Raw genomic sequence first — 26,343 nt, 5'->3', positions numbered from 1 at the left:
TTCGTCAATCCTCTCTATTCATCAAACCGAGCAATACATTCACACTGTCTTCAATAGATACAGCCTCTTCTACATCCTGCTTCAAAAATGAAATCAGATGAGGATAAGCCTGCATGGCATCATCAATGTCTTTCGAGGAGCCTTTTTTATATGCTCCAATGTTAATGAGGTCTTCAGCGTTTTGATAAGTGGATAAAAGCTGGCGGAACCGGTTAGCCGCCTCCTTGTGATCATGACTTGCGATATTGCTCATAACACGGCTGATACTTTTCAGAATATTGACAGCAGGAAATTGTCCTTTGTTGGCTAAAGCACGATCAAGTACAATGTGGCCATCTAATATCCCCCTGACTGTATCAGCGATTGGCTCATTCATATCGTCACCATCAACAAGCACTGTGTAAAACGCTGTGATGGAACCAAGCTGATTCGTTCCAGTTCGTTCAAGTAATTTTGGCAGTATAGCGAACACTGAAGGTGTATAACCTTTAGTCGTTGGCGGTTCGCCAGTTGCAAGACCTATTTCCCTTTGCGCCATAGCGACCCGTGTAACAGAGTCCATCATGAACATGACATTTTTTCCTCTGTCTCTAAAATATTCCGCAATAGCTGTTGCTGTATAAGCAGCCTTCATTCTCGTCAGTGCAGGCTGATCAGAAGTTGCGACGACAACAATCGATCGCTTTAGTCCTTCGGCACCTAAGTCCTTTTCAATAAACTCACGAACTTCACGGCCACGCTCTCCAACAAGGGCAATGACATTGAGGTCTGCTTCTGTCTGCTTTGCAATCATCCCCATTAAGGTACTTTTTCCAACACCACTTCCGGCAAAAATACCGATCCTCTGACCAGTGCCGACTGTAAGCAGACTGTCGATCACTCTGACACCAACGCCCATTTTTTCACGAATAGGCGGCCTGTCCATCGGGTTTGGAGGTGACTGATCTGTCGAAACAGGTGCAAGTCCCTTTGGCAGCATACTGCCGTCCAGCGGTTCACCGAAGGCATCAACAACTTCGCCAATTAACCCAGTCCCAACTTTGACCTTCAGCGACTCACCTGTCGCTTCAACTAGACTTCCTGGTGAAATATTGGATGCTTCTACATAAGGCATGAGCAGAATATTTTCATCTCTAAACCCTACGACCTCTGCTTTTATTGGATCGTGCTTACGCCCCTTTTTATGAATGAGACACACGTCTCCGATAGAACTTTCCGGCCCCTTAGATTCAATCATCAGTCCAACAACTCGATTGACTTTACCAAATCGTTTATAAGGATCTGCGGTTTCAATCGTTTCTTTTAACACATCGATGTTCATTTGTGATCACCTGAATCAATGACTTCTAGTAGCTTTTCTTTCAACTGATTCATTTGTGTATCAACACTCGCTTCCACTTTTCCAAAGCTTGTTTCTACGTAACAAGTCCCTTTTGGCGCTTTTTCATCCGAGTAAATGGCAAGGTGTGTATCCTTTTGAAGGATTCTGATTAATTCGTCTTTATACTCCATCACATGATCGTAATGTTCAGGGTCAACATAGATGGAAATATCGTCATATTCTTTCACTTCAGAAATGACCTGCTTCACGAGAGCCAAAAATTGATCTTTCGTGTCCTCAGCCGAGTACCAAACACGTTTGGCGAGTTCAAAAGCCAGTTCCACAATTTTTTCTGCGGAGCTTTCAATTTTTTCTTCGTAATCCTGCTTGGCAAGACTGACAATGTCATTTGCTTGATCAAGAATTGATCGGTACTGACTCATCGCATCTGCTTCACCCTTTTGGAAGCCATCTTGGTAACCTGCTTGTTTCGCTTCTTCAATGAGCTGCATTCTTTCTTCTTCAAAATCAGCGCGGCGCTGATTGATTTCAGCCATTGTTTTTTCAAGCTCACTATTTGCTTGTTCTACTATACGGCTTGCTTGATCTTCAGCATCACTTAGTACAAGCTGCGACACTTCTGTTTCGTTAACAAGCTCTTCTTCATGATGTTCTTTTTTGAACTCCACTTGCTGCAAAGGAATTGTTTGCCGGCCTTGCTCAGGAATAACAGATGTTTCATGTTTGATAATCCTAGACAATGATATCGTCTCCTCCGCCTCGAGCTATGACGATTTCTCCAGCTTCCTCGAGTCGTCTTACGATGCTGACAATACGGGTTTGTGCTTCCTCGACATCTCTAAGCCGGACAGGTCCCATAAACTCCATTTCTTCTTTGAACGTCTCGACCATTCTCTGTGACATGTTGCGGAAGACAATTTCTTTGACCTCTTCGCTTGCCACTTTGAGTGCGAGCAACAAGTCATCATTTTCAACATCTCTGATCACGCGCTGAATCGCTCTACTGTCAAGAGTGACAATATCTTCAAAGACAAACATACGTTTCTTAATTTCATCAGCAAGCTCAGGATCTTGAATTTCAAGAGTGTCTAAAATGGTCTTCTCAGTCGCACGGTCTACACCATTTAGTACTTCTACAACCGCTTCGACTCCGCCCGTTTGCGTATAGTCTTGCGTAAAGGTTGAAGAAAGTTTTTGTTCAAGAATGCGTTCCACTTCATTGATGATCTCTGGAGATGTGCGATCCATTAAAGCAATACGTCTCGCAACCTCTGTTTGTACTTCCTCACCTAATTCAGATAAAATCTGCCCTGCTTGAACTGGATCTAAGTAGGAAAGGATGAGCGCAATGGTTTGTGGATGCTCATGCTGGATAAAGTTTAAGATTTGTTCTGGGTCAGCCTTTCGAGCAAAATCAAACGGTTTCACTTGAAGTGAGGATGTTAATCGGTTTAAGATACTATCCGCTTTGTCCTCACCAAGCGCTTTTTCAAGCACTTGTCGTGCGTACATAAGACCGCCTTGTGATATGTAGTCCTGCGCGATGGCGATGCTGTGAAATTCTTCAATGATTTCATCTTTTTTAGCAGTATCTACACTTCGTACATTGGAAATTTCCAATGTTAATTTTTCTATTTCGTCTTCAGACAGATGTTTGTATACAGATGCTGACACCTCTAGCCCTAAGGAAATCATTAGGATTGCTGCTTTTTGTCTGCCTGTTAGTCGATTTGAATCTTTTCTCGACATGTGTATTCCTCCTAATCCTCGGACAGCCAGCTGCGTAGCAATTTAGCAAAGTCTTCTGGTTTATCTTTTGCCATTTTTTCAAGCTGATTTTTCCTCACCATTTCTTCTGTTTCTGGTTCAGTGTCGATATCAGGAACATGGATTGGTGTATGTTCATCAAACTCAAACTCTTCTTCCTCTTCTTTTCTGCGTTTACGCACAAGAAGAATAATAAGAGCGATAATTGCAAGTAGTAGCACACCGCCTACAATATAAACCCAAATTGGAATATTGTTTGATGGGTTTTCTGCTGCAGTTTGCTGTTTACCGTCTAATTTTGATACAGATAAAACAATTTTGTTATCTAAGTCCACTTGAGTGAGCGCTTGACCATTTGTGTATTCTTTATCAATTGACGTGCTAATGATCGTTGAAAGAATCTTTTTAATATCATCTTGCCTTTCAGCTGTTAAAGAGTTCACATCGTTTGCAGTTGGTGGTTCGACCAATGCTTGAATGCCAACATCTCTAATTTTATAAGGGCTCTCTTTGATATCTTTATGAATGCGGTTGACTTCATAGTTGATACGATCTTCGCTCTTTTCGTAATCTCCGCTACCATTCGCTCCATCGGCGCCTTGATAGTTTGTGACATCATCGTCGCCTGTTCCAGCGGTTCCACCAGCTGCTGCACCATTTCCTGAATAAGTTTCAGCAATCTTTTCAGCACTGACAGCGATGCCTTGCATGTTTTCTTTATCAACTGGTTCTACAAGATCTTCTTTTCTTTTCTCTTCAGTAAAATCAATGTCTGTTGTGACCGATACAGCCACTTTTTCTTGACCCATCATTGTTCCGAGCAGCTGTTGAATTTTTCTTTGAAGGTTCTTTTCAATTTCTTCTTTTTTCTGCTGCTGTGCATCCATTCCACTTGCATAGGAATCGGAACTGCTGTTTAAGTCGTAGTAGTTGGAATCTTGGTCCATAATGACAATGTTTTCTGTCTTTAAATTCGGCACACTTTTTGAAATAAGATGATAAAGGCCTTTTACTTGCTGCGGCGAGAGCGTGTAGCCACGTTCAACTTGCAGCACAATGGATGCTGATGCATTACTTTGCTCTTCTCCAACAAAAACGGAATCTTTTGGCAGGTTAATCATAACTTTTGAATCTTTAATCCCATCAATCGTATTGATTAGATTGGATAGTTCTGTCTGAGTTGCGTCTACTTTCAGAACATCAAATTCATTATCTGTTAAACCGAAGCCGGAATTGTTCGCAAAGAAGGAGTAATCAATATTCCCTGTCTTAGGGAGACCCTCAGATGCGAGCGTTACTTTTAAAGTGTCGGCCTGCTTTTCTGGAACGAGAATCGTTGTTCCATTATTCGCAAGTTCCGATTTAACGTTTTTGCCATCCAGTTCCTGTTTGATTTGCCCAGCTTCTGCCTCAGACAAATCTCTAAACAATGGAACCATTTTTTCAGAAGAAGCAAAGATGCTAACAACCGTAATAATGATTGCTAGGGCAGCAACGCCGCCAATCATAAGTATTTTTTGTAATTTTGATCGATTTCGCCAAAACTCAACTGTCTTTGTTCTTAATTGCATTAAAGTACGATTCATCTTAACCCCCGGTCATTCCATTCAGTCTTTTTTTGTCCGTCAGCACCTCCTACATCTGCATTCTCATAATCTCTTGGTATGCTTCGACTGCTTTATTTCGAAACTCCGTTGCAGCTGTGAGTGTCACACTCGCTTTTTGCGAGGCAATCATGACTTCATCGAGATTGACATTTTTTCCTTGTGCAAGTGCATTTGTATACTGGTCTGATTTCAGCTGTGATTGATTTAATGCCTCAATGGAATTCTTCAGCACATCAGAGAAATTCGTTTGACTTTTAGGTGCAGCCGCATGAACGGACGATGCATTTGTCAATTCACTTGCTTGCTGAGCAGCTTGAAGCTGGAAAGGAGATATTGCGTTAACCAATTCTTTTCACCTTACTTTCCTATTTCTAAAGCTTTCATCAACATGCTTTTATTCGCATTTAGCGCGGTCACGTTTGCTTCATATGACCTTGAGCTGCTGATGAGGTCAACCATTTCCTTTAATGGATCAACATTAGGTGTTTGAACATATCCATTTTCATTGGCATCGGGATTTGTAGGATCATATTGAAGGTTGAATGGAGTTTCGTCTTCTGTAATCTTCGTTGCTTTCACGCCGTTTCCTAATTTACCGCTCGAATTCATGCTTGAGTTTAATATAGATGAAAACGATTCACCTGACGGCTGTAATGTGACGAGCTTACGTCTATAAGGCTCCCAGTTGCCATCAACCTGTTTCGCTCTTGTTGTATCCATGTTTGCAAGGTTAGAGGATACAACGTCCATTCTGAGCCTCTGTGCTGTTAATGCAGAGGCCGAAGCGTTAACGCCTGAAAAAATTGACATCACTTACCTCCTGTCAAAACTGTTTTAAGAGAATTGAATTTTCCACTCATTCTTTCAACCAACGCATTATACTGAATTTGGTTTTTAGCGAGTTCACTCATCTCTTGATCAATATCGACATTATTTCCGTTTTCTTGATATGAAGTACGGTTGCTCGAAACAACTGAATAATTAGACCCTGTTTTAGAAAAATCAATGTGACCTTGGTATGTTTTTTTAGCATCTAACTTGATCGACGCATCGTTTAGCATATCATGAAATGCGACGTTTTTCGACTTGTAGTTCGGTGTGTCTGTATTCGCGATATTATTGCTTATGACTTTTTGCTTAACATTCGCTCTGCCCAAGGCATTCTCAAGGTTGCTTATCGTTCCAGAAAATATATCCAAAACCATATACCTCCAATCATATGTATTTCATTCCATTTAATCATGTCGAGATTTGTAAAACCATATGTTCATTGTAAGAAATAATAGGATTAAAGTCTATGATGTATATGTAAAAAAAACTCGTAATATATATCTATTTTACGAATAGGTATAAAGACCTAGATTCAAAGAACTAAGAATTGTAAGGGTTTTCTTGGAAAAAAGAGTGTCATTTTTCGGACAAATCCTCTTTTTTTATAAAAAAAACCCCTTTTCAGCTTGTATTTCTGCTGAAAAGGGGTTTTGATTAATGAGATTTTAAATTTTCAAGTTCAATTAAAAATTTGTTGTTTAACACTTTGATATACGTTCCCTTCATTCCAAGAGAACGAGATTCGATGACGCCTGCACTTTCTAACTTACGTAAGGCGTTCACGATCACTGAACGAGTGATTCCTACACGGTCAGCAATTTTACTTGCCACTAGAAGCCCTTCGTTGCCATCAAGTTCTTCAAAGATGTGCTCAATGGCTTCAAGCTCACTATATGAAAGAGAACTAATCGCCATTTGGACAACAGCTTTACTTCTTGCTTCTTCTTCGATTTCCTCTGATTTCTCACGAAGGATCTCCATTCCAACAACTGTTGCACCGTATTCAGCAAGAATTAAATCATCATCTTTGAATGTATCTTGCAAACGAGACAGGATTAACGTTCCTAAACGATCTCCTCCTCCGATAATTGGAACAATGGTTGTCAAACCTGATTCAAATAAATCACGGTTCTCAATCGGGAAAGCTGTATACTCACTGTTAATGTCAAGATTTGAAGATGTTTCAGGGATGTTAAATAGACTCTTTGTATATTCTTCAGGGAACTGACGGTCTTCAAGCATTTTCTTCATACGCGGATTTTCAATCTGCTGGTTGATCGAGTAGCCTAGAAGCTTCCCTCTTCTGCTTAATACGAAAATGTTTGAATCAATGACATCTCTCAAAGTTTCTGCCATTTCCTTAAAATTAACCGGTTTCCCCGCTGCATCTTGCAGCATTGAGTTAATAATCCTTGTTTTTTGTAGTAACGCCATATTAATGATCCTCCTAGATTACTTTATTCATTTGTTAAAGTATAAATTGACTTAAGTCTTTGTTATTTGCAATCTTTCCTAGCTTCTCTTCTACATACTGAGGGGTAATGGTCACTGTCCCTAGTGTAATATCAGGCGCCTCAAATGAAAGCTCTTCAAGCAGCTTTTCAAGTATAGTATGAAGCCTTCTTGCACCGATGTTATCTGTCTCCTGATTGACATGATAAGCCACTTCGGCAATCTTATGAATAGCATCGTCAGAAAATTCAAGAGATATACCTTCTGTTTCAAGTAAAGCTTTATATTGCTTTAATAATGCGTTATCTGGTTCCGTTAAGATTTTCACAAAGTCTTCGATACTTAATTTATCTAATTCTACACGAATTGGGAAGCGCCCTTGAAGCTCTGGAATCAAATCTGATGGTTTTGCCATATGAAATGCACCTGCTGCTACAAAAAGCACATGGTCTGTTTTCACTGCCCCATATTTCGTCATCACAGTTGAACCTTCTACAATCGGTAAAATATCACGTTGAACCCCTTCACGAGAAACATCTGCAGATGATGCACCACCGCTTTTGGCAATTTTGTCGATTTCGTCGATAAAAATAATCCCTTGCTGCTCTGCTTTATAGACAGCTTCTTGACTGACTTCATCCATGTCAATCAGTTTTGAAGCTTCCTCAGCTGTTAACGCCTTTCTTGCTTCTCTGACGGTCAGCTTTCTGCGTTTTTTCTTTTTAGGCATGAGATTGCCGAGCGCATCCTGCATGTTCATGCCCATTTGCTCCATACCCGAGCCCTGAAGCATATCAAACATGGATGGCTGCTGCTCTTCTACTTCGATCGTGACGTAATGATCTTCAAGTTCGCCCATAGCCAACTGATGAGCGATTCGCTTTCTTGTCGATTCAAGTTCAACTTCTTCACTTGATTGATCTCGATCACGGTCATCTTCATCAGAACCACCAAACAGCATCTCAAAAGGATTTTTCACTGACTGGCTTTTTTTCTTGCCAGGAACAAGCAAATGAACAAGACGTTTATTTGCTTGTTTTTCTGCTTCTTCTTGAACGTTTTTCATCTTTTCTTCTTTGACAATTCTGATCGCTGTCTCAACTAGATCTCTGACCATCGATTCTACATCACGGCCAACGTAACCAACTTCAGTAAACTTCGTCGCTTCCACTTTAATAAAAGGCGCACCAGAAATTTTTGCAATTCTGCGGGCAATCTCTGTTTTCCCCACGCCTGTTGGGCCGATCATTAAAATGTTTTTCGGAACGACTTCATCCTTTAGCTTATCATGTAAAAGGCTTCTTCTGTAACGGTTTCTTAAAGCCACCGCCACTGCTTTTTTCGCATCAAGCTGACCAATAATGTATTGATCAAGCTTTTCAACTATCTCTCTTGGGGTGAACGGCTTTTTCTCCATACGTCTCATGTCCTTTCTATTCAAGCTCTTCTAAAGTGATTTGATCGTTCGTGTAGACACAGATTTCTCCAGCGGTTTCAAGAGCTGCCTTTGCAATATCTCTTGCTGTGAGGTGATCACCTGCATGTGTTTTGAGTGCTCTCCCGGCGCTAAGCGCATAATTGCCGCCTGAGCCGATGGCCAAAATACCGTCATCTGGTTCGATGACCTCTCCTGTCCCAGAGACAAGCAGGATGCTGTCTTTGTTCATAACGATCAGCATAGCCTCAAGCTGCCTAAGCATCTTGTCACTACGCCATTCTTTTGCTAGTTCTACGGCTGCTCGCTTTAAGTTACCACCATATTCTTCAAGCTTCGTTTCAAACTTTTCAAACAGTGTAAATGCATCTGCTACTGAACCTGCAAAACCTGCAAGCACCTTGCCTCCGAAAAGACGGCGCACTTTTTTTGCCGTGTGTTTCATCACGACAGCCTGCCCGAAAGTGACTTGACCGTCTCCAGCCATCGCACTTTTTCCTTTATGTTGAACGGCAAAGATGGTTGTTGCATGAAATGATGACATGAAAAAACCTCCTTTTAGGATCGTTTAAAAGCCCTTGGGTGATGAGACATGTACGTTTTCCTTAAAGAATCTTTTGATACATGCGTGTACACCTGAGTTGATGATAAATTCGAATGACCAAGAAGTTCTTGAACACTTCTCAAATCTGCCCCCTCATTTAAGAGGTGTGTGGCAAAGGTGTGCCTTAACATGTGAGGATGGATATGTAATGTGCCTGACGCCTTTTTCATTAGTTCAGTGAGAATGAATCGAACGCCTCTGTCTGTAAGAGGCGCCCCGCGCTGATTCAAAAATACATATGCATCAGCACGATCATTCCCCTTCGCTTTCAGCTTTAGCCTTCCATCCTCTAAATAAGTGATGAGCGCTTCATGAGCATATGAACCAAAAGGAACATACCGCTGCTTGTTGCCTTTCCCATGAACAAGCACTGTATCCATCGATAAATCAAGATCAGATTCTTTTAATGAACATAACTCACTGACCCTCATACCTGTTGCATAAAGAAGTTCTAAAATGGCTTGGTTTCTTTGCCCAAGCGGTGTGCTGACATCAGAAACTATAAAAAGCTCTTTCAGTTCCTCTTCATACAAAAATGAAGGAATTCGCTTATCCTGCTTTGGTAAGCTAACGAGTAAAAAAGGATTTTCTTTCACAAGCTGTTCTCTTAATAGAAATTTATAAAAGCTGCGAAGCGCAGAGACTTTCTTACTAATCGTTCTTCTTGTCAGGCCTTTTTCATAAGCTTCTGTTAAATAAATTCTCGTATCTTGATAGGATACCTCTTCAAAACCGTCTATTCCTTGAACGTTCATAAATCTGACAAACTCTTCAATCGCTTCTGTATATCCTGAGATGGTTAAAGCAGAATAGTTTTTTTCAATTTGCAGATATTCAATGAATAAGTGGACAAGACGCTGTTTATTCATCATTTTTACACCTCTTTAAGGCTTTTAAATGGTATCACATATCTTGCTTTCCGTGCAATGATTTACTACAGAGATTTCGAAATAGTTTGAATAGTTTCGATTGCGCGCTTAGCGTACTCCGCATAACGCTCTTGTTTGTTTTTAATGCGAACACCAAGATCTTTCAACAAACCAAAATTCGCATTCATTGGCTGGAAGCTTTTCTTGTTTGTCGATGTGATGTAATAAGCCATGCTGCCGATCGCTGTTTCCTCCGGAAGTGTCACAAGCTCTTCTCCTTTGACAAAACGAGCGGCATTAATTCCAGCCACTAGTCCGGAAGCTGCAGACTCGACATAGCCTTCAACGCCTGTCATTTGTCCGGCAAAGAATAGATCTTCTCTATTTTTAAACTGATACGTTGGTTTTAAAAGACTTGGTGAGTTAATGAATGTATTGCGATGCATCACGCCATAACGAACAATCTCTGCTTCTTCAAGACCTGGAATCAAGCGGAATACTTCCTTTTGGTCGCCCCACTTCAGATGTGTCTGGAAGCCGACGATGTTATATAAAGTACCTGCTGCATCATCTTGTCTTAATTGAACAACAGCATAAGGTCTTTTTCCTGTTTTCGGATCTTCAAGTCCTACTGGCTTCATCGGACCAAACAACATCGTTTTCTTTCCTCTTTTCGCCATGACTTCAATTGGCATACAGCCCTCAAAGAAGATTTCTTTTTCGAACTCTTTTAATGGCACAGTTTCAGCAGAAATAAGCGCGTCGTAAAAACGATCGAATTCTTCTTCTGTCATTGGACAGTTTAAATAAGCAGCTTCTCCTTTGTCATAACGTGATTTCAAGTACACCTTATCCATATCAATGCTATCTTTCTCTAGGATAGGTGCCGCTGCATCGTAGAAGTACAGATATTCTTCACCAGTTAACGATTTTAATTCTTTTGAAAGTGCTTCAGATGTAAGCGGGCCTGTCGCAATAATTGTTGGACCTTCTGGAATGCTTTGCACTTCTTCTTGAAAAACTGTCACATTCGGATGATTTTTTACGCGATCAGTAACGTTTGCTGCAAATTCATGACGATCTACTGCAAGCGCTCCGCCAGCAGGAACTGAGCTTTCATCTGCAGCTGCGATAATCGCTGAATCTAAATGACGCATTTCTTCCTTTAATACACCGACCGCATTTGTCAAAGCGTTGGCACGCAGTGAATTGCTGCATACAAGCTCTGCAAATTTATCTGTGTGGTGAGCTGGCGTTTGTTTGACAGGTCTCATTTCATACAAGTTGACTTTAATTCCGCGTTTAGCAATTTGCCATGCCGCTTCACTTCCAGCTAAACCTGCTCCGATCACATTTACAAATTGACTCATTGTACAACTCTCCTATTTCGTAAGTTCTGTTTGATGACATAAAAAAGCAGGTGAACAAGGTTGCTCACCGCTATTTTTGTTGTTCCTCTTTATAATCACAGTTCACACATTGAACTTGCATGCCTTTTTTCAGCTTTTTCTCTACAAGCATATTTTCGCATTTTGGACACTTTCTTTCAATCGGTTTGTCCCAAGAGACGAATTCACACTCTGGAAAACGATCACAGCCATAAAAAATGCGGCGCTTCTTAGATTTTCGTTCAACAATGTTTCCTTCATGACATGTCGGGCATTTCACACCAATATCTTTGACAATTGGTTTTGTGTTACGGCAGTCAGGAAAGTTAGAGCAAGCCATGAACTTACCGTATCGACCCATTTTGTACACCATCGGATGTCCACACTCTTCACAGTCAACTCCGGCGTATTCAGGCTCAATCTCAACTTCTTGCATTTCTGCTTCCGCTTTTTCGACCCGTTTTGCAAAGTCTTGATAGAAGCTGTCGATAATGCGAACCCATTCGATCGTACCTTCTTCAACGCTATCAAGTTCTTTTTCCATTTTCGCTGTGAATTCCACGTTAATGATCTCAGGGAAGAATTCAATGATTAAGTTGAGAACAATTCCCCCAAGCTCTGTTGGGATAAACCGTTTATTATCAAGTGCGACATAGCCGCGCTTTTGAATCGTATCTAATGTTGGTGCATACGTAGACGGACGGCCTATACCTAGCTCTTCAAGCGTTTTGACAAGTCTTGCCTCAGTGTAGCGCGGAGGCGGCTGCGTGAAGTGCTGTTCAGGTTCGATATCTTTTGAAAGAACCGTATCACCTTCTTTAAGATCAGGCAGCATTTTGTCCTTTTCTTCTAGCTGGTCGTCTTTCCCTTCTACATATACTTTCATGAATCCAGGGAATTTCACTTTGCTTCCGTTAGCACGGAATGTAAGCCCGTTATTATCAAGGTCCACACTCATTGTATCAAGAACAGCCGAAGCCATTTGGCTTGCGACGAATCGTTCCCAAATCAATTTATACAGACGAAGCTGATCTCGGCTTAAGACATGTTTGACATCTGCTGGTTTTCTTAGCGTAGAAGTCGGCCTGATGGCTTCGTGAGCATCTTGTGCATTTTCATTCTTTTTAGCAGTTCGTTTTGTTGTATTTAAGAAATTCTTACCATACGTCTGATCAATGAAAGCAGATACTTCTTCAATCGCCGTATTGGAAATACGTGTTGAGTCTGTTCTCATGTATGTAATGAGTCCGACTGTACCTTCTTTACCAAGATCAATTCCTTCATATAATTGCTGTGCAATCATCATCGTCTTTTTCGCACGGAAGTTTAATTTTCTCGCAGCCTCCTGCTGTAAAGTAGATGTTGTAAACGGAACAGCTGGGTTGCGTTTACGCTCTTTTTTCGTCACTTTCTCTACAGAGAATTTGCTCCCTTTTAGTTTCGAAAGGATTTCTTTTACATCTTCTTTTGTTTTCAGTGGATGCTTTTTGCCATTGACGCCAAAGAAGCTCGCTTCGAAGCTTTCTTTTCCTTTTAGGAATGTACCGTCAATTGTCCAGTATTCTTCTGGTTTAAATTCATTAATTTCATTCTCGCGATCAATGATCAGGCGGAGTGCAACTGATTGAACACGACCGGCACTTAAGCCTTTTTTCACTTTCTTCCATAAAATCGGACTGATTTTATACCCAACGAGACGATCTAAGATCCGTCTTGCCTGCTGTGCATCAACTAAATCCATATTGATCATACGTGGATGCTTAAAGGAATCTTTAATAGCATCTTTTGTAATCTCGTTAAAGACAACGCGGCAGTCAGAAGAGAGGTCAAGGTCAAGGCTATGCGCTAAATGCCAAGCAATCGCTTCTCCCTCTCTATCAGGGTCAGCTGCGAGATAGACTTTCTTTGCTTTTTTCGCAGCTGTTTTTAATTCTTTTAATACGGGGCCTTTCCCGCGAATCGTAATATACCTCGGTTCGAAGTCATGCTCAGTGTCAACACCAAGCTGACTTTTCGGTAAATCTCTTATGTGCCCCATTGAAGCCTTTACTTTATACTTTTTACCTAAATAACGCTCAATCGTTTTCGCCTTGGCTGGCGACTCAACGATGACTAAATAATCAGCCATACTCAAAATCCCCCTTAAGAGGTGTTCTCTCTTTATACATTTCACAATTCATATTTATGTTAATTGCACCTATTTAACAGGCAATCATGAAAAATTCTTTATGATGAACATCATTATAAACACGAAAAACAAAGTGTAAACTTAAATCCTCACTATTATTAAATATTCCTATGTCTTTTGTCAAACGATATTTTTATAAGAGTTCAGTATATTGAACACTGCGGAAGGAGAATTCCTCTAAAATATCCTTCGTTGAATGAACAAGCTTTGCTCCCTGCTGTATAAGTCTGGCTGGACCTGTGGAATTAGGATCAAAGATTGATCCTGCAACCGCAAATACCTCTTTGCCTTGCTCAAGTGCTTGATACGCGGTAATGAGTGAACCGCTCTTTTCTTTGCACTGAATCACGATGGTCCCACTTGTCAGCGCACTAATTAAACGATTCCTCAAAGGGAAATGCCACTTTTCTGGTTTGACATAAGGCGGATGCTCGGATAAAAGCAAATGATGCTCGCCCATGTATTCAGCCATTTGCACATGTTCCTTTGGGTATAAATGCTGAAATCCGCCTGCTATAATACCGATCGTTTTCCCTTTATTCCTAATGCACTCTTTATGTGCAAGTCCATCAATGCCTTTTGCTAAGCCACTGACAATCATCCAATCTTCCTTAACAAGTTCACCAACAATTTTCTTCACACATGCTTCTCCATAAGACGATGGAACACGCGTGCCTACTACACCTAAACTTTTTTCTTCATTTAAATATGACACGTTTCCTTTTAGGAATAACACAGGGGGAGGATCATAAATATGTTTTAGTGTGCTGGGATATAAGGGTGATGTGATGGGAATCATGTGAATGTTTTGCTTTAAATAGGCTTGAACGATGTGTTGAAAAATGGGGAATTCCTTTTCTTCGGCTTGTTTTAAGCGGGTAAAGTCGATTGTTTGTAATGATCGATCCTGTTTGAAATGATGTGTTTCTTCATTTATATATAGCTTAGGATCGACTTTCCACCATTTTGTTAACAAAGAGGGTGAGATGAGGCCTTTTAAGCGGTGAAAAATCATTCTTTCGGACACGTTGTACATACCATTCCTCCTGTTTAAGATAGAAAGAAGAAGACTTGTCAAAGAACAAGTCTTCTTGTGTCATTAATGCGTTTTACAAGCTTCGAAGAGATTCTTCTCTTTTAACACTTTAATTAAGGTTTCTCCCATGACAGATGGAGTCTCTGCCACTTCAATTCCACATTCACGCATTGTTTTTACTTTTTCATCAGCTGTCCCTTTACCACCGGAAATAATGGCACCAGCATGTCCCATGCGTTTTCCTGGAGGCGCCGTTTTACCGCCAATAAAGCCAACAACTGGTTTGGTCATATTTGCTTTTACCCATTCAGCTGCTTCTTCTTCAGCCGTACCGCCGATTTCTCCGATCATAATGACAGCATGCGTATCAGGGTCTTCATTGAAGGCTTTTAATACATCAATAAAGTTCGTCCCATTTACAGGGTCTCCGCCGATTCCTACAGCTGTCGATTGACCAACGCCAGCTTCTGAAAGCTGATGTACCGCTTCATATGTAAGCGTTCCGGAACGAGAAACAACCCCCACATGACCTTTTTTATGAATGTAGCCTGGCATAATCCCAATCTTACATTCTTCAGGTGTAATGACACCTGGGCAGTTAGGGCCAACAAGTCTTGTCTTTTTCCCTTCCATATACCGTTTTACTTTGACCATGTCAAGTACTGGAATATGTTCTGTAATACAAATGACTAGATCGACTTCTGCATCAACAGCCTCTAAAATGGCATCTGCTGCAAATGGTGCTGGTACATAGATAACAGAAGCATTTGCTCCAGTTGTTTGAACAGCTTCAGATACTGTATTAAATACAGGAACTCCTTCTACTTCAGTTCCACCTTTTCCAGGTGTGACACCGCCAACAATATTTGTTCCGTACTCAATCATTTGTTTTGTATGGAACAATGCGGTTGAACCGGTAATCCCCTGAACAATTACTCTCGTATTTTTATTAATAAATACACTCATTTAGGTTCCCTGCCTTTCTGCTCTACTTGACTAAAGATACAATCTTTTCTGCCCCGTCAGCCATAGACTCAGCAGAAGTGATATTTAAGCCTGAATCGCTCAGGATTTTCTTCCCTAATTCAACGTTTGTTCCTTCAAGACGTACAACGAGTGGTAATGTTAAGCCGACTTGTTTTGTCGCTTCAACGACACCTTCTGCAATGACATCACATTTCATGATGCCGCCAAAAATGTTCACGAAAATCCCTTTTACATTTTGATCAGATAAGATGATTTTAAATGCTTCCGTTACTTTTTCAGCTGTTGCACCGCCGCCAACATCCAGGAAGTTTGCAGGGTCCCCGCCGTAATGCTTGATGATATCCATTGTAGACATCGCAAGACCTGCACCATTGACCATACAGCCAATATTTCCATCTAGAGAAATGTAGCTTAGATCATATTTAGATGCTTCAATTTCTTTTGGATCCTCTTCATCAAGGTCACGGTATTCTAATATATCTTTTTGTCTATATAAGGCATTGCTATCAAAGTTTAATTTTGCATCAAGTGCCATGACTTTTCCATCGCCTGTTACAACAAGTGGATTAATCTCAGCAATTGAACAATCTTTTTCAATAAACGCATTGTAAAGACTTGTCATAAACTTAACAGCTTGGCCAACTAATTTTGTTGGAATATTAATTTTAAACGCTACTTCTCTCGCCTGATAGCCTTGCAATCCAATCGCTGGGTCGATGACCACTTTGACGATTTTTTCTGGCGTTTTTTCTGCTACTTCTTCAATTTCAGTACCGCCTTCTTCAGAAGCCATCAATACAATTCTTGATGTCGCTCTGTCCAAAACAAGCCCAACGTAGTACTCTTTTTGAATATCGCAGCCTTCTTCAATAAGTAAGCGTTTTATTTCGCGCCCCTCAGGCCCAGTTTGATGTGTGACAAGTGTTTTGCCGAGCAATTCCTCTGCAAAACCTTTCACTTCATCTTTTGTTTTTGCAATTTTTACCCCGCCTGCTTTGCCACGGCCGCCTGCATGAATCTGTGCTTTTACGACATATACAGAGCTTTCTAGCTCTTCTGATGCTTTGACTGCTTCATCAGGTGTAAATGCTACTTTACCATTTGGAACTGAAACCCCATATTTTCTTAGGATTTCTTTTCCTTGGTACTCATGGATATTCATTTCCCATCCTCCCAACATATGTAGAAACAAAAAATATAAAATAGACTGCGCTTTCATTTTAAAGAATAAAAAAGAGAATGTCTAGGGTTCTATGTAAAATCGTAAAATCCTTCTAAACATTCAAACTTTTATTTTATTAAAAATATAAATTTTTCATCCAAATCACTTATTTTACCTTATTTTTTCATTTTTTGATCTAACCTATAGATAAACGAAAATATTTCTGCTACAGTATCGTATAACGCTTCAGGGATCTCCTCATCCAGTGTTAAGTGGCGCATGAGTTCGACTAAATTACGGTCTTCTTGGATAGGAACTCCCGACTTTTTTGCTTCTTCAATAATATGATCTGCCACATAGCCGCTACCTATTGCGACGACTTTTGGCGCTTTTTGTTTTTCTTCATCATAATGTAGAGCGACCGCCCTTCTAAGCGGTTTTGAATCCTTCATACTCGTAAGTCCAGCCCTTTCTCGCTGATTTTATGAAAGTGTTCATCTAGAAAGTGAGACGGATCTACTGGCTCTTGTCTCTTCTTTGCTGTAATTCCCGTAAGGCTGTATCCTAAGGCATTTAAATTCTCCCGAACTGCTGGAATCATTGGATTAATGGTTCCTTGAAGTTCATGACCGGTTTCAACTGTAATTGACATGACCTTTTGCTGAATCGTACAGTCGATTAATGTTTCTTCGAGGTTTTCCATGTTTAAGTAAAACATAAGACGACACTGAGAAATATCAATAGAGCCATCTTTTTTCTTATGTCCTTTTAGAATAAAGGTTAAATCTTGAACACTATGTTTTGAAAAGAGCGGATAAGAGACCATCATTTGGCTGATGGTTTGATTCTCCTGCTGCACAAATAACTGCCCGTTCAATCTATGAAACAATTGATCGACTTCTTTTTTTACAGGCTCTGGTAAATCAGACTGTCTCACATCATTTAAGACGAGCTTTAATTGGTGAAGTTCCTGACTTTTTACATCCTGGCTGCCTTTTTCGAGTAGTTTCAGCATACCGATTTCATCACGTACACCGATTGCCTTTTTCATCGTCATGAGTAAATCGAGCACATCGGTTTTATTGCTTAATGCGGGTTCCGTCTGCTGTACCACCTGAGCCAATGCTTTCGCCTCTGTTTTTGACAGGAACGGAAATTCTTTTTGGAGCACAGATGCTCTTGCATCCGGCTGAGATCCTGCCTGCTGAAGCCCTTGTAGCAATGACGTGAGCTGTTTTAAGCTAGGCTCTTGCTGCCCATCTGCACCTTGTTTTATCAAACTTGTAAGTATCCGCTCAATTTGATGAAGCGGGATTTGCAGCTCTTTTGGGCTTGTTGATTGCTGCACGTTAGATTGAAGAACTTGTGTCGTCTGACGCTCTTGAGCGATTGGAGTTTGGCTATTTTCTTTTGGTTGAGACAGATTGGGCTGAGGCGTTACAGATAGACTTCCTCCTTGCTTCGCAGACCCTTCTCTCGCTGCTAGAAGGACCGATAAGAGCTTTTCTGCATGGACAGACGTCTCAGCATCTATAACTGATCGAACGGCTTGTGTAAGCGCCTGTGTGGCGTCTGAGTTCTTCGGGAGCTGTGTTAAGCGTTCTAGCAGCGCTGTCATATCCTGATGAAGAGCAGAGGATGATTTCACAGCTAAAATTGATTGAAGCACTCCTTCCTGGATCGGCAAGTCTTTCTTTAAAGCAAATAGAAGTGCCTGGAGACCTTTTTTCACATCAGCTCCTTGAAGCTGTTCGATCCACTTCACTGCCGTTTTTAACTCTGTTTCGTTGATAACGGATTTTTCTTTTAAAAAAGCTGTGGCTGTTAGAATGTTTTCAAGTCCGTTTTTCAGAGAGAGACCTTCTAATAGTTTGGCAGCTGCATCCTTTAATGTCTTAGGATCTTGGTCAAATTGCTGGACTGGCCTTAGTTTATTGAGGCTGTCTCCACCCTCTTGTTCAAATTGGAACCAATAAAATGCGTCTGCTTTAAGCTGAGCCGCTAGCTGTGCTTTTATTTTTGTTGAGCCTATTTGAACAAGGGCTGTATCATCTCCAAGCATTTTCAGTACTTTACCGAGAATCAGCCGATGCACATTTTCCTTTCCTTCGGTGTTTAATGGAATAGATTCTGCCGCACTTAACCGGCTATTCAGTGCTGTATGTATGTCCTCAACTCTTGTCATCACAGGCAGCCTCCTTAGGTCAAAAATTTATGATATAACGGATTTCACTGGTGCAAACGATAATCGATGGATTGGGGCAGCTCCATGTGTTTGAATGGCAGCCAAATGCTCTTTTGTTCCGTACCCTTTATGTTTTTCAAATTGATACTCAGGGTACTTACGCCCGTATTCTTCCATCATCTGATCTCTTGTCACCTTTGCAATACATGCACCTGCTGCGATGGATGCACTTTTTGCATCTCCTTTGATGATATTCTCCTGGTGAATAGGAAGTGGGAGCGTCATGGCATCTATGAGTAGATAATCAGGTGTATGAGTTAACTGCTCCACCGCTCTCACCATCGCCAGTCTTGATGCCTCGTAAATATTGATTTCATCAATCGTAGCCGCATCAACAATGCCGATACTGATATCAAGTGCTTCTTTTTGGATCAGGTCATAATATGCCAATCTTTTTTTCTCAGATAATTGCTTTGAGTCGTTTAAACCAAGCAGGACTGTATCTTCCTTTAATATGACAGCTGCTGCTACAACGGGGCCTGCCAGCGGTCCTCTTCCTGCTTCATCTATTCCAGCAATACATGTGTATCCCTGCGCCTTAGCATTGTTTTCAAATTGCAGCATCTCATTCCATGCTACATGAAGTTGCTGCTGCTTTTCTCTCTCTTTGTGCCACTTCTCTATCAGTTTTTGGACACTTTTTCTCTTATCATCTTTTACAAGCTCATGAATGTATGACTCGTCTTGCGAATGCTTTTCTATCAGTTCTTTTATTTGTTTCACTGTGTACATCAGCTTTTCGTCAGCCTCCTTCTTTATATCGGCAGTTTTCCGCAAAAAATAAAGACCCGCATGAGCTGCGTGTCTTTTAGCTTTCAGGCTTCTCAAAAGTGAGGGGACCAAATTTTTCTGTTCGAATATCCCGAATAATGATTTCGGTGGTTTTGTCGTAATTAATAAATCCACCGCTCATGAGACAGCCGCGCTTTGTACCTATTGCATCAAACAGCTCAGCCGTATCTTCAGGGATCTCCGTTAGGTCATAGCGTTTTTTTAATCGCTCTGGATAGTTTTCTTCTAGAAAGCGAAGTCCATATACAGCGACATCCTGTAAGTTGATGATAGAATCTTTGATCGCTCCAGTTACCGCTAGCCTGAGTCCTACTTTCTCATCTTCAAACTTCGGCCAGAGGATTCCAGGTGTATCGAGCAGTTCCAATTCTTTCCCTACCTTCACCCATTGCTGTGAGGTGGTAATACCAGGACGGTCTCCTGTTTTGGCAATGTTCTTTTTCGCTAAACGATTGATTAAGGTCGATTTCCCGACGTTGGGAATCCCGATAATCAGCGCCCGGATTGCACGTGGTTTAACACCTTTTGCTTTCATGCGGTCGAATTTTTCTTTTAAGATTTCTTTTGAAGTTGTGATGATCTGATTTAACCCTTGTCCATCGACAGAGTTAATAGCAAGTGACCGAACGCCTTGCTGCTCAAAGTGCGTCTGCCACTCTTTTGTCACACGAGGATCCGCTTTATCTGCTTTGTTTAATAGCATGATTTTGGGTTTGTTCTGAAGGATTTCTTCGATCATTGGGTTTCTAGAGGACATCGGAATTCTAGCATCAGTTAATTCAAATACGATGTCGATGAGCTTTAATTTTTCTGTGACTTCACGTCTTGCTTTTGCCATATGGCCTGGAAACCATTGAATCGTCATATGTGCACCTTCTCTTCTATCGATTATCTCTATACATCGTACAAAAAAAGAGCCTGTTACAGGTAACAAGCTCTTTCCTTTGATATCATTATCGTCTGATTTCTTTGATACGAGCCGCTTTACCGCGAAGTTCACGTAGGTAGTAAAGTTTCGCACGACGTACCTTACCGTGACGTACAACTTCGATGTTAGCGATTTTTGGTGTGTGTACAGGGAATGTACGCTCAACGCCTACACCGTAAGAAATCTTACGAACTGTGAAAGTTTCGCTGATTCCACCACCACGACGCTTAATTACAACACCTTCAAAGATCTGGATACGCTCACGAGTACCCTCGACAACTTTAACGTGTACACGTAAAGTGTCACCAGGACGGAACGCAGGAAGATCAGTGCGTAATTGTTCTTTTGTGATTTCTTCAATCAAATGTTGCATCGTTTTCAACTCCTTCCAACAGATGCTCATGTCCTCTTTCTTCATTGCAGCGGAACATCGTTTTCAAACTTGAATCGGCAAGCCGTCCAAGTCACAAGTAGTATCATACCATACCTCTATGCAGTGTGCAATACAATCTAGTCATTATGAAGCTGCCAAAGCCATCTTTTTTCTTCTTCTGTTAACGTTTTGCAAGAATCGATCAAATCTGGCCTTCTTGTATAAGTTCGCTTCAAGGATTCTTTGCGCCGCCACTCTTCTATTTTGGCATGATTTCCAGAGAGGAGCACATCCGGCACTTTTAGTCCTTTATAATCGGCTGGCCTTGTGTAGTGAGGATGCTCTAGCAAACCTGTACTAAATGAATCTTCAATGTGAGACGCTTCTTTTCCAAGCACATGAGGCAAAAGCCTGACCACACTGTCTGCAATCATCATCGCTGGCAGCTCTCCGCCTGTGAGAACGAAATCTCCGATTGAGATTTCATCTGTGACAAGATGCTCCCTGATGCGCTCATCGTAGCCTTCATAATGGCCGCAAATGAACATAAGGTGTTCTTCTTTTGCAAGTTCCTCTGCCTTCTTTTGTGTATATCTTTCTCCTTGAGGACAGACAAGAATGATTCGGGGCTTCTTGCTTGCTTTCTTCGTCAAATCTTCTACCGCATCGAATACGGGCTGTGCTTTCAGTACCATACCAGCACCGCCGCCATACGGATAGTCATCTACTGTTTTATGCTTATGATCCGAATACTCTCTAAAATTGACAACATTGAATGAGACAGCTTCTTTCTCCTGTGCCTTTTTTAAGATCGATGAGTGGAGCACACCTTCGAACATTTCAGGAAAAAGTGTTAAGAAGTCGATTTTCATTCGTCAATGAGTCCTTCCATCACTTCAATGTGTATGGTTTTGGATGCGATATTGATCTTTTTGACGACAGATGGGATATAAGGAATCAGGGCATCTTTTTTGCCTTTTCTTCCGACCACCCAGACATCATTTGCCCCTGGTGTTAAAATCTCTTTGATTTGGCCGACAAGCTGATCCTCTTCATCGTATACTTCACAGCCAATGATTTGGTGGAAATAAAACTCTCCTTCATCTAAAGAGCCGAGATGTTCTTTTTCTACTTTTAAGATTGATTCTTTCAATAGCTCTGCTTCATTTAATGAGCTAATTTCTTCAAATGTGAGCAAATCAAACTGTTTGTGCTGTCGGTGTGATGCGACAGTGACTTTTAGCGGCTCCCCTTGACCTTGCTTAAAAATATAGAGGACGCTTCCTTTTTTGTAACGTTCTTCTGGGAAATCTGTCTTTGACACGACGCGTACTTCTCCGCGCACTCCGTGTGTATTGACAATCTTTCCAACATTCAACCATTCTTGTTCCATGTTCTCAATCACCCCTGACGTATTTCCACAATGGTGCCGTCTTTCACGACGATGACATTGTCTTGCATCTTGTCATCCCATTTATCACCTATGTTCACTTCAACCAGCGCATCCACTTCTGTCTCTTTCATTTCACTTCCAAGCGGTAAAATATGCAGCTGCTCTACTTGAAAGTCAATTTGCTGGATTTTCTCCTGCCGTTTATCGATGGCTTTTTGAAATTGAGGGATGGCTTCTTGCTGATGTGGTTCTTTTTCATGTTTTTTCAGTTGAAAATATAGTTGATTGCATTCACGTTCTAGTCTTTCTTTTTTCTCCAAAAAAGTCGTTAACAGTTTGTCCTTACTGCTTTCAGTTAATACTTGCATGACGGTGACATGTTGAATGATCTGCATCTTCCTTTTTGTCCCCCTATCCGAAGGCATTTGTCCTCTACATTATAACGAAAAATAGATTTAAACGTGTAAAAAAAGGGGAGGTCCTAAGCCCTCTCCCTTTTTAGTCAGCAATCTCAAGTTGAACTTTCTTAGAAGACTCTGCACTTGCTGCAAACATGACTGTTCGTATCGCTTTTGCTGTACGTCCCTGCTTTCCGATCACCTTTCCGGTATCTTCAGCATTGACAGACAGTGTGTAAATCACTTGCTCATCTTTTTTTAATGAAGATACGTGAATATCTTCAGGGAAATCAACAAGTGGCTCGACGATGGATACAATCAATTCTTCCAAGGACAGCTCATTCATTATTTGCTGTTTTTCGCATTATGAAATTTTTCAAGAATTCCTTGGCTTGAGAAAAGGTTGCGAACTGTATCAGATGGTTTCGCACCATTTTGAAGCCATTTAAGAGCTAATTCTTCGTTGATTTTCACCTCAGCTGGTGATAACACTGGATTGTATGTTCCAACTGTTTCGATGAAACGACCGTCACGTGGTGAACGAGAATCTGCTACTACAATACGATAGAAAGGAGATCTTTTTGATCCCATACGTTTTAAACGAATTTTTACTGCCATTTTACTAGCACCTCCGAAAATATTTCAACAAGATAGTATATTAACAATGATAAAAGGGTTTGTAAAGTGTTTTTTCTTAACAACGGTTTTATCATGTATAACCAATTACATAAATGGTAATTTAAAGCCTTTTTTCTTTCCTTTGGACATGTTGGTCATTTGCTTCATCATCTTTTTCATTTCGTCAAATTGCTTTAAAAGGCGATTGACTTCCTGTACAGATGTTCCGCTTCCTTTTGCAATCCGTTTTCTTCGGCTTGCATTGATGACCTCTGGCTGTTCTTTTTCCTCGGTCGTCATTGATTTTATGATCGCTTCGATGTGATTGAGCTGCTTTTCGTCTACTTGGACGTTTTTGAGCCCTTTCATTTTACCGGCTCCCGGCATCATTTGGATCAATTCATCAAGTGGACCCATGTTACGAACTTGGCCAAGCTGCTCGAGGAAATCATCGAGTGTAAAGCTCATGGTCCGCATTTTTTGTTCAAGCTCTTTCGCTTTATCTTGGTCCACGTTTGCCTGTGCTTTTTCAATCAGTGTAAGCACATCTCCCATGCCAAGAATTCTTGAAGCCATCCGTTCTGGGTGGAATGGTTCAATCGCGTCAAGCTTTTCACCAAGCGCGGCGAATTTAATCGGCGTATTGGTGACAGCTCGAATGGAAAGTGCTGCACCGCCTCGTGTATCCCCGTCTAGTTTCGTTAGAACGACACCTGTTAAACCAAGCTGTTCATTAAAGCTTTTCGCTACATTGACAGCATCTTGACCTGTCATAGAGTCAACAACAAGGAAAATTTCTTCTGGACTCGCTACTTCTTTTACTTTCTGAAGTTCATCCATCAATTCTTCATCAATATGAAGGCGTCCTGCTGTATCTAAAATGACATAATCATGGTGTTCTTCTTTCGCTTTTTCAATTGCCTGTTTGGCAATCTCGACAGGACTGACTTGATCACCTAATGAAAACACAGGCATATCAAGCTGTTTCCCTAGCGTTTGAAGCTGCTGGATCGCTGCTGGTCTGTAAATATCTGCAGCCACCATCATCGGCTGGCGATTATGTTTTTTGCGGAGTAAATTAGCAAGCTTCCCAGTTGTGGTGGTTTTACCTGCACCTTGAAGACCAACCATCATAATGACGGTCGGAGATTTTTTCGCTACAGCGATTTTACTCTCTTCCCCGCCCATTAATTCAGTGAGTTCTTCTTTTACAACTTTAATGACCTGTTGTCCAGGGGTAAGGCTTTTCATGACCTCTTGTCCAACTGCCCGCTCACTTACTTTTTTCACAAAGTCTTTGACTACTTTAAAATTGACGTCAGCTTCAAGAAGGGCAAGGCGTACCTCGCGCATCATTTCTTTTACATCTTGTTCTGACACTTTTCCTTTGCCGCGGATTTTTGAAATCGTCTGCTGCAGTCGGTCGGCTAATCCTTCAAATGCCATACTGTGCCGCCTCCTAATCTAATTTCTCAAGCGATTCAATTAAAGCTTCTGCTTCTTCCATCTGAGCGGAATCTGCTACGAGCTCTCTCATTTTTTTGAGAAGTTCTTTACGATCTTTAAATTTCTTAAACAAGAGCAGCTTTTCTTCATATTGTTCAAGCATCGCTTCAGTCCGTTTAATATTATCATAAACAGCCTGTCTTGATACTTCATATTCATCCGCAATTTCACCGAGGGAAAAATCGTCTAGGTAGTAAAGCGACATGTAGCTCTTTTGCTTTGCGGTTAACAACGATTGATAGAAGTCAAACAAGTAGTTCATTCTCGTTGTTTTTTCAAGCGTCATGGGCTCTCTCCCCTTTGTTAAGTTCATTCCCTTTACATCAACTAAGTTTACACGGTTCTCTACTGTGTGTCAAGTTTTTATCTTGTCACTGCATGAAGCGGCGTATAAATAAAAATGCCAGCAGTTTTTGCCGGCATTTTTGTTAGTCCTCTTGATCAATCACGTCTGAGAATAATCCATACACATACGATTCTGCATCGAATTCTTGCAGATCGTCTACCTTTTCACCTAAACCGACGAGCTTCACGGGGATGTTTAGCTCATTTCGAATTGCAAGGACAATCCCGCCTTTTGCAGTCCCGTCCAGCTTTGTTAAAGCAATTCCTGTCACATTCGTCGCTTTAGAAAATTCCTTCGCTTGTGCCATCGCATTTTGACCCGTTGTTGCATCAAGAGCGAGTAGCACTTCATGCGGTGCATCTGGAACCTCACGTTCAATGACTCTCTTGACCTTCTCTAGCTCTTTCATCAAGTTGACTTTGTTTTGCAGTCTTCCTGCTGTATCACAGATAAGGACATCCGCATTTTTCGCTTTTGCTGATTGAACGGCATCATAGATCACCGCTGCTGGATCAGAGCCAGCCGTCTGTTTAACAACAGGGACACCTGAACGCTCTCCCCATACTTCAAGCTGCTCAATCGCACCGGCACGGAACGTATCACCTGCTGCCAAAATGACGGATTTCCCTTCATTTTTCAGCTTATTTGCAAGTTTGCCGATCGTCGTTGTTTTCCCAACGCCATTGACACCCACAAATAAAATGATATTTAATCGCCCATCTTCAATATTCAGCGCAGAGATTTGTTCCTCTCCGCTATTATAGATTTCAACCAGTTTTTCAGAGATGACTGATTGTACTTCACTTGGGTCTTGAATGTTTCTTAGTTTCACTTCTTTTTTCAGCTCATCAATCAGTTCCATCACCGTTGTGAAACCGACATCCGCGCCGATTAAAACCTCTTCTAACTCTTCAAAAAAGTCTTCATCGACTTTACGGTAGCGAGAAATTAGTTCGTTTACTCTTCCTTGAAAGGAGTTTCTCGTTTTTTCAAGACCATCTTTAAACTTTTCTGATACTGAATCGGTTTGCTGCGTAAATTTTTCTTTTAATTTCTTAAAAAAGCTCATTTGGTTC

General features: G+C 41.1%; 29 protein-coding genes. All 29 read right to left on the bottom strand.

Features of this window, described 5'->3' with window-relative positions; translation table 11 throughout:
- Positions 1-4: 4 nt before the first annotated feature.
- The 29 genes from fliI to ftsY all read right to left on the bottom strand — a co-directional run bounded on the left by fliI (position 5) and on the right by ftsY (position 26,336).
- Positions 5-1,321 (bottom strand): flagellar protein export ATPase FliI, encoded by a 1,317-nt coding sequence (fliI, locus tag MKY83_RS08350; RefSeq protein WP_044141922.1) that lies wholly within the window; start codon positions 1,319-1,321, stop codon positions 5-7.
- Complete coding sequence (fliH, locus tag MKY83_RS08345) at positions 1,318-2,082, bottom strand: flagellar assembly protein FliH (protein WP_003212485.1); 765 nt, start codon at positions 2,080-2,082, stop codon at positions 1,318-1,320. Before fliH ends, fliI begins: the two co-directional genes overlap by 4 nt.
- Positions 2,075-3,091, bottom strand: coding sequence for a flagellar motor switch protein FliG (fliG, locus tag MKY83_RS08340; protein WP_003210883.1), 1,017 nt, complete (start codon positions 3,089-3,091; stop codon positions 2,075-2,077). The genes fliH and fliG overlap by 8 nt, the downstream gene beginning before the upstream one ends.
- An 11-nt stretch (positions 3,092-3,102) precedes the next feature.
- Entirely contained in the window at positions 3,103-4,695 is a 1,593-nt protein-coding gene (fliF, locus tag MKY83_RS08335; RefSeq protein WP_065097276.1) for a flagellar basal-body MS-ring/collar protein FliF, read from the bottom strand.
- Positions 4,696-4,744: 49 nt separating this feature from the next.
- Complete coding sequence (gene fliE, locus MKY83_RS08330; protein ID WP_065097275.1) at positions 4,745-5,062, bottom strand: flagellar hook-basal body complex protein FliE; 318 nt, start codon at positions 5,060-5,062, stop codon at positions 4,745-4,747.
- A gap of 11 nt (positions 5,063-5,073) precedes the next feature.
- Complete coding sequence (gene flgC, locus MKY83_RS08325; protein ID WP_012009953.1) at positions 5,074-5,526, bottom strand: flagellar basal body rod protein FlgC; 453 nt, start codon at positions 5,524-5,526, stop codon at positions 5,074-5,076.
- The gene (gene flgB, locus MKY83_RS08320; protein ID WP_342488499.1) at positions 5,526-5,915 is read right to left on the bottom strand and encodes a flagellar basal body rod protein FlgB; all 390 of its coding nucleotides are present in this window, start codon (positions 5,913-5,915) and stop codon (positions 5,526-5,528) included. The genes flgC and flgB overlap by 1 nt, the downstream gene beginning before the upstream one ends.
- A gap of 286 nt (positions 5,916-6,201) precedes the next feature.
- Positions 6,202-6,981 (bottom strand): GTP-sensing pleiotropic transcriptional regulator CodY, encoded by a 780-nt coding sequence (codY, locus tag MKY83_RS08315; RefSeq protein WP_003210838.1) that lies wholly within the window; start codon positions 6,979-6,981, stop codon positions 6,202-6,204.
- Positions 6,982-7,015: 34 nt separating this feature from the next.
- Positions 7,016-8,416, bottom strand: a complete 1,401-nt coding sequence (gene hslU / locus MKY83_RS08310; protein ID WP_106067465.1) for an HslU--HslV peptidase ATPase subunit — start codon at positions 8,414-8,416, stop codon at positions 7,016-7,018.
- Between the two features lie 16 nt (positions 8,417-8,432).
- Positions 8,433-8,978, bottom strand: coding sequence for an ATP-dependent protease subunit HslV (gene hslV, locus MKY83_RS08305; protein ID WP_003211247.1), 546 nt, complete (start codon positions 8,976-8,978; stop codon positions 8,433-8,435).
- A gap of 14 nt (positions 8,979-8,992) precedes the next feature.
- The gene (xerC, locus tag MKY83_RS08300; protein WP_106067464.1) at positions 8,993-9,910 is read right to left on the bottom strand and encodes a tyrosine recombinase XerC; all 918 of its coding nucleotides are present in this window, start codon (positions 9,908-9,910) and stop codon (positions 8,993-8,995) included.
- Positions 9,911-9,972: 62 nt separating this feature from the next.
- A complete protein-coding gene (trmFO, locus tag MKY83_RS08295; RefSeq protein ID WP_003212444.1) occupies positions 9,973-11,277 on the bottom strand; it encodes an FADH(2)-oxidizing methylenetetrahydrofolate--tRNA-(uracil(54)-C(5))-methyltransferase TrmFO in 1,305 nt (434 codons plus the stop codon).
- Between the two features lie 70 nt (positions 11,278-11,347).
- Complete coding sequence (gene topA, locus MKY83_RS08290) at positions 11,348-13,423, bottom strand: type I DNA topoisomerase (protein WP_044141928.1); 2,076 nt, start codon at positions 13,421-13,423, stop codon at positions 11,348-11,350.
- Between the two features lie 193 nt (positions 13,424-13,616).
- The gene (gene dprA, locus MKY83_RS08285) at positions 13,617-14,519 is read right to left on the bottom strand and encodes a DNA-processing protein DprA (RefSeq protein WP_065097271.1); all 903 of its coding nucleotides are present in this window, start codon (positions 14,517-14,519) and stop codon (positions 13,617-13,619) included.
- Between the two features lie 63 nt (positions 14,520-14,582).
- Complete coding sequence (gene sucD, locus MKY83_RS08280) at positions 14,583-15,485, bottom strand: succinate--CoA ligase subunit alpha (protein ID WP_003212080.1); 903 nt, start codon at positions 15,483-15,485, stop codon at positions 14,583-14,585.
- A 22-nt stretch (positions 15,486-15,507) separates the two neighbouring features.
- Positions 15,508-16,668, bottom strand: coding sequence for an ADP-forming succinate--CoA ligase subunit beta (gene sucC / locus MKY83_RS08275; RefSeq protein ID WP_012009945.1), 1,161 nt, complete (start codon positions 16,666-16,668; stop codon positions 15,508-15,510).
- Positions 16,669-16,844: 176 nt separating this feature from the next.
- Positions 16,845-17,120 carry a FlhB-like flagellar biosynthesis protein gene (locus tag MKY83_RS08270; RefSeq protein ID WP_065097270.1) on the bottom strand — a complete coding sequence of 92 codons (276 nt, stop codon included), beginning with the start codon at positions 17,118-17,120 and terminating at the stop codon, positions 16,845-16,847.
- Positions 17,117-18,853, bottom strand: coding sequence for a glycosyltransferase (locus tag MKY83_RS08265; protein WP_185107244.1), 1,737 nt, complete (start codon positions 18,851-18,853; stop codon positions 17,117-17,119). Before MKY83_RS08265 ends, MKY83_RS08270 begins: the two co-directional genes overlap by 4 nt.
- 27 nt (positions 18,854-18,880) lie before the next feature.
- Positions 18,881-19,645, bottom strand: coding sequence for a ribonuclease HII (locus tag MKY83_RS08260; protein ID WP_113767662.1), 765 nt, complete (start codon positions 19,643-19,645; stop codon positions 18,881-18,883).
- 76 nt (positions 19,646-19,721) lie between these two features.
- Positions 19,722-20,570: a ribosome biogenesis GTPase YlqF gene (ylqF, locus tag MKY83_RS08255; RefSeq protein WP_065097268.1), complete on the bottom strand. Its 849-nt coding sequence runs from the start codon at positions 20,568-20,570 to the stop codon at positions 19,722-19,724.
- 88 nt (positions 20,571-20,658) lie between these two features.
- On the bottom strand, positions 20,659-21,006 hold the full coding sequence (gene rplS, locus MKY83_RS08250) for a 50S ribosomal protein L19 (protein WP_003212364.1): 348 nt from the start codon (positions 21,004-21,006) through the stop codon (positions 20,659-20,661).
- A 137-nt stretch (positions 21,007-21,143) separates the two neighbouring features.
- Positions 21,144-21,878, bottom strand: a complete 735-nt coding sequence (gene trmD / locus MKY83_RS08245; RefSeq protein WP_058014004.1) for a tRNA (guanosine(37)-N1)-methyltransferase TrmD — start codon at positions 21,876-21,878, stop codon at positions 21,144-21,146.
- Entirely contained in the window at positions 21,875-22,399 is a 525-nt protein-coding gene (gene rimM, locus MKY83_RS08240) for a ribosome maturation factor RimM (protein WP_185107240.1), read from the bottom strand. The genes trmD and rimM overlap by 4 nt, the downstream gene beginning before the upstream one ends.
- Positions 22,400-22,407: 8 nt before the next feature.
- Positions 22,408-22,794, bottom strand: a complete 387-nt coding sequence (locus tag MKY83_RS08235) for a YlqD family protein (RefSeq protein ID WP_003211186.1) — start codon at positions 22,792-22,794, stop codon at positions 22,408-22,410.
- Between the two features lie 103 nt (positions 22,795-22,897).
- A complete protein-coding gene (locus tag MKY83_RS08230) occupies positions 22,898-23,143 on the bottom strand; it encodes a KH domain-containing protein (protein ID WP_106049298.1) in 246 nt (81 codons plus the stop codon).
- Positions 23,143-23,415, bottom strand: coding sequence for a 30S ribosomal protein S16 (gene rpsP, locus MKY83_RS08225; protein WP_003212139.1), 273 nt, complete (start codon positions 23,413-23,415; stop codon positions 23,143-23,145). Before rpsP ends, MKY83_RS08230 begins: the two co-directional genes overlap by 1 nt.
- A gap of 105 nt (positions 23,416-23,520) precedes the next feature.
- On the bottom strand, positions 23,521-24,861 hold the full coding sequence (ffh, locus tag MKY83_RS08220; protein ID WP_003211019.1) for a signal recognition particle protein: 1,341 nt from the start codon (positions 24,859-24,861) through the stop codon (positions 23,521-23,523).
- A gap of 13 nt (positions 24,862-24,874) precedes the next feature.
- Positions 24,875-25,207, bottom strand: a complete 333-nt coding sequence (locus tag MKY83_RS08215) for a putative DNA-binding protein (protein ID WP_044141934.1) — start codon at positions 25,205-25,207, stop codon at positions 24,875-24,877.
- A gap of 142 nt (positions 25,208-25,349) precedes the next feature.
- Positions 25,350-26,336 carry a signal recognition particle-docking protein FtsY gene (ftsY, locus tag MKY83_RS08210; RefSeq protein ID WP_034662411.1) on the bottom strand — a complete coding sequence of 329 codons (987 nt, stop codon included), beginning with the start codon at positions 26,334-26,336 and terminating at the stop codon, positions 25,350-25,352.
- Positions 26,337-26,343: the final 7 nt, after the last annotated feature.

Source organism: Bacillus sp. FSL M8-0266, assembly GCF_038613425.1.
GTDB classification, from domain to species: Bacteria; Bacillota; Bacilli; order Bacillales; family Bacillaceae; genus Bacillus; species Bacillus pumilus.
This window is presented reverse-complemented; position numbering and strand designations above follow the sequence as displayed.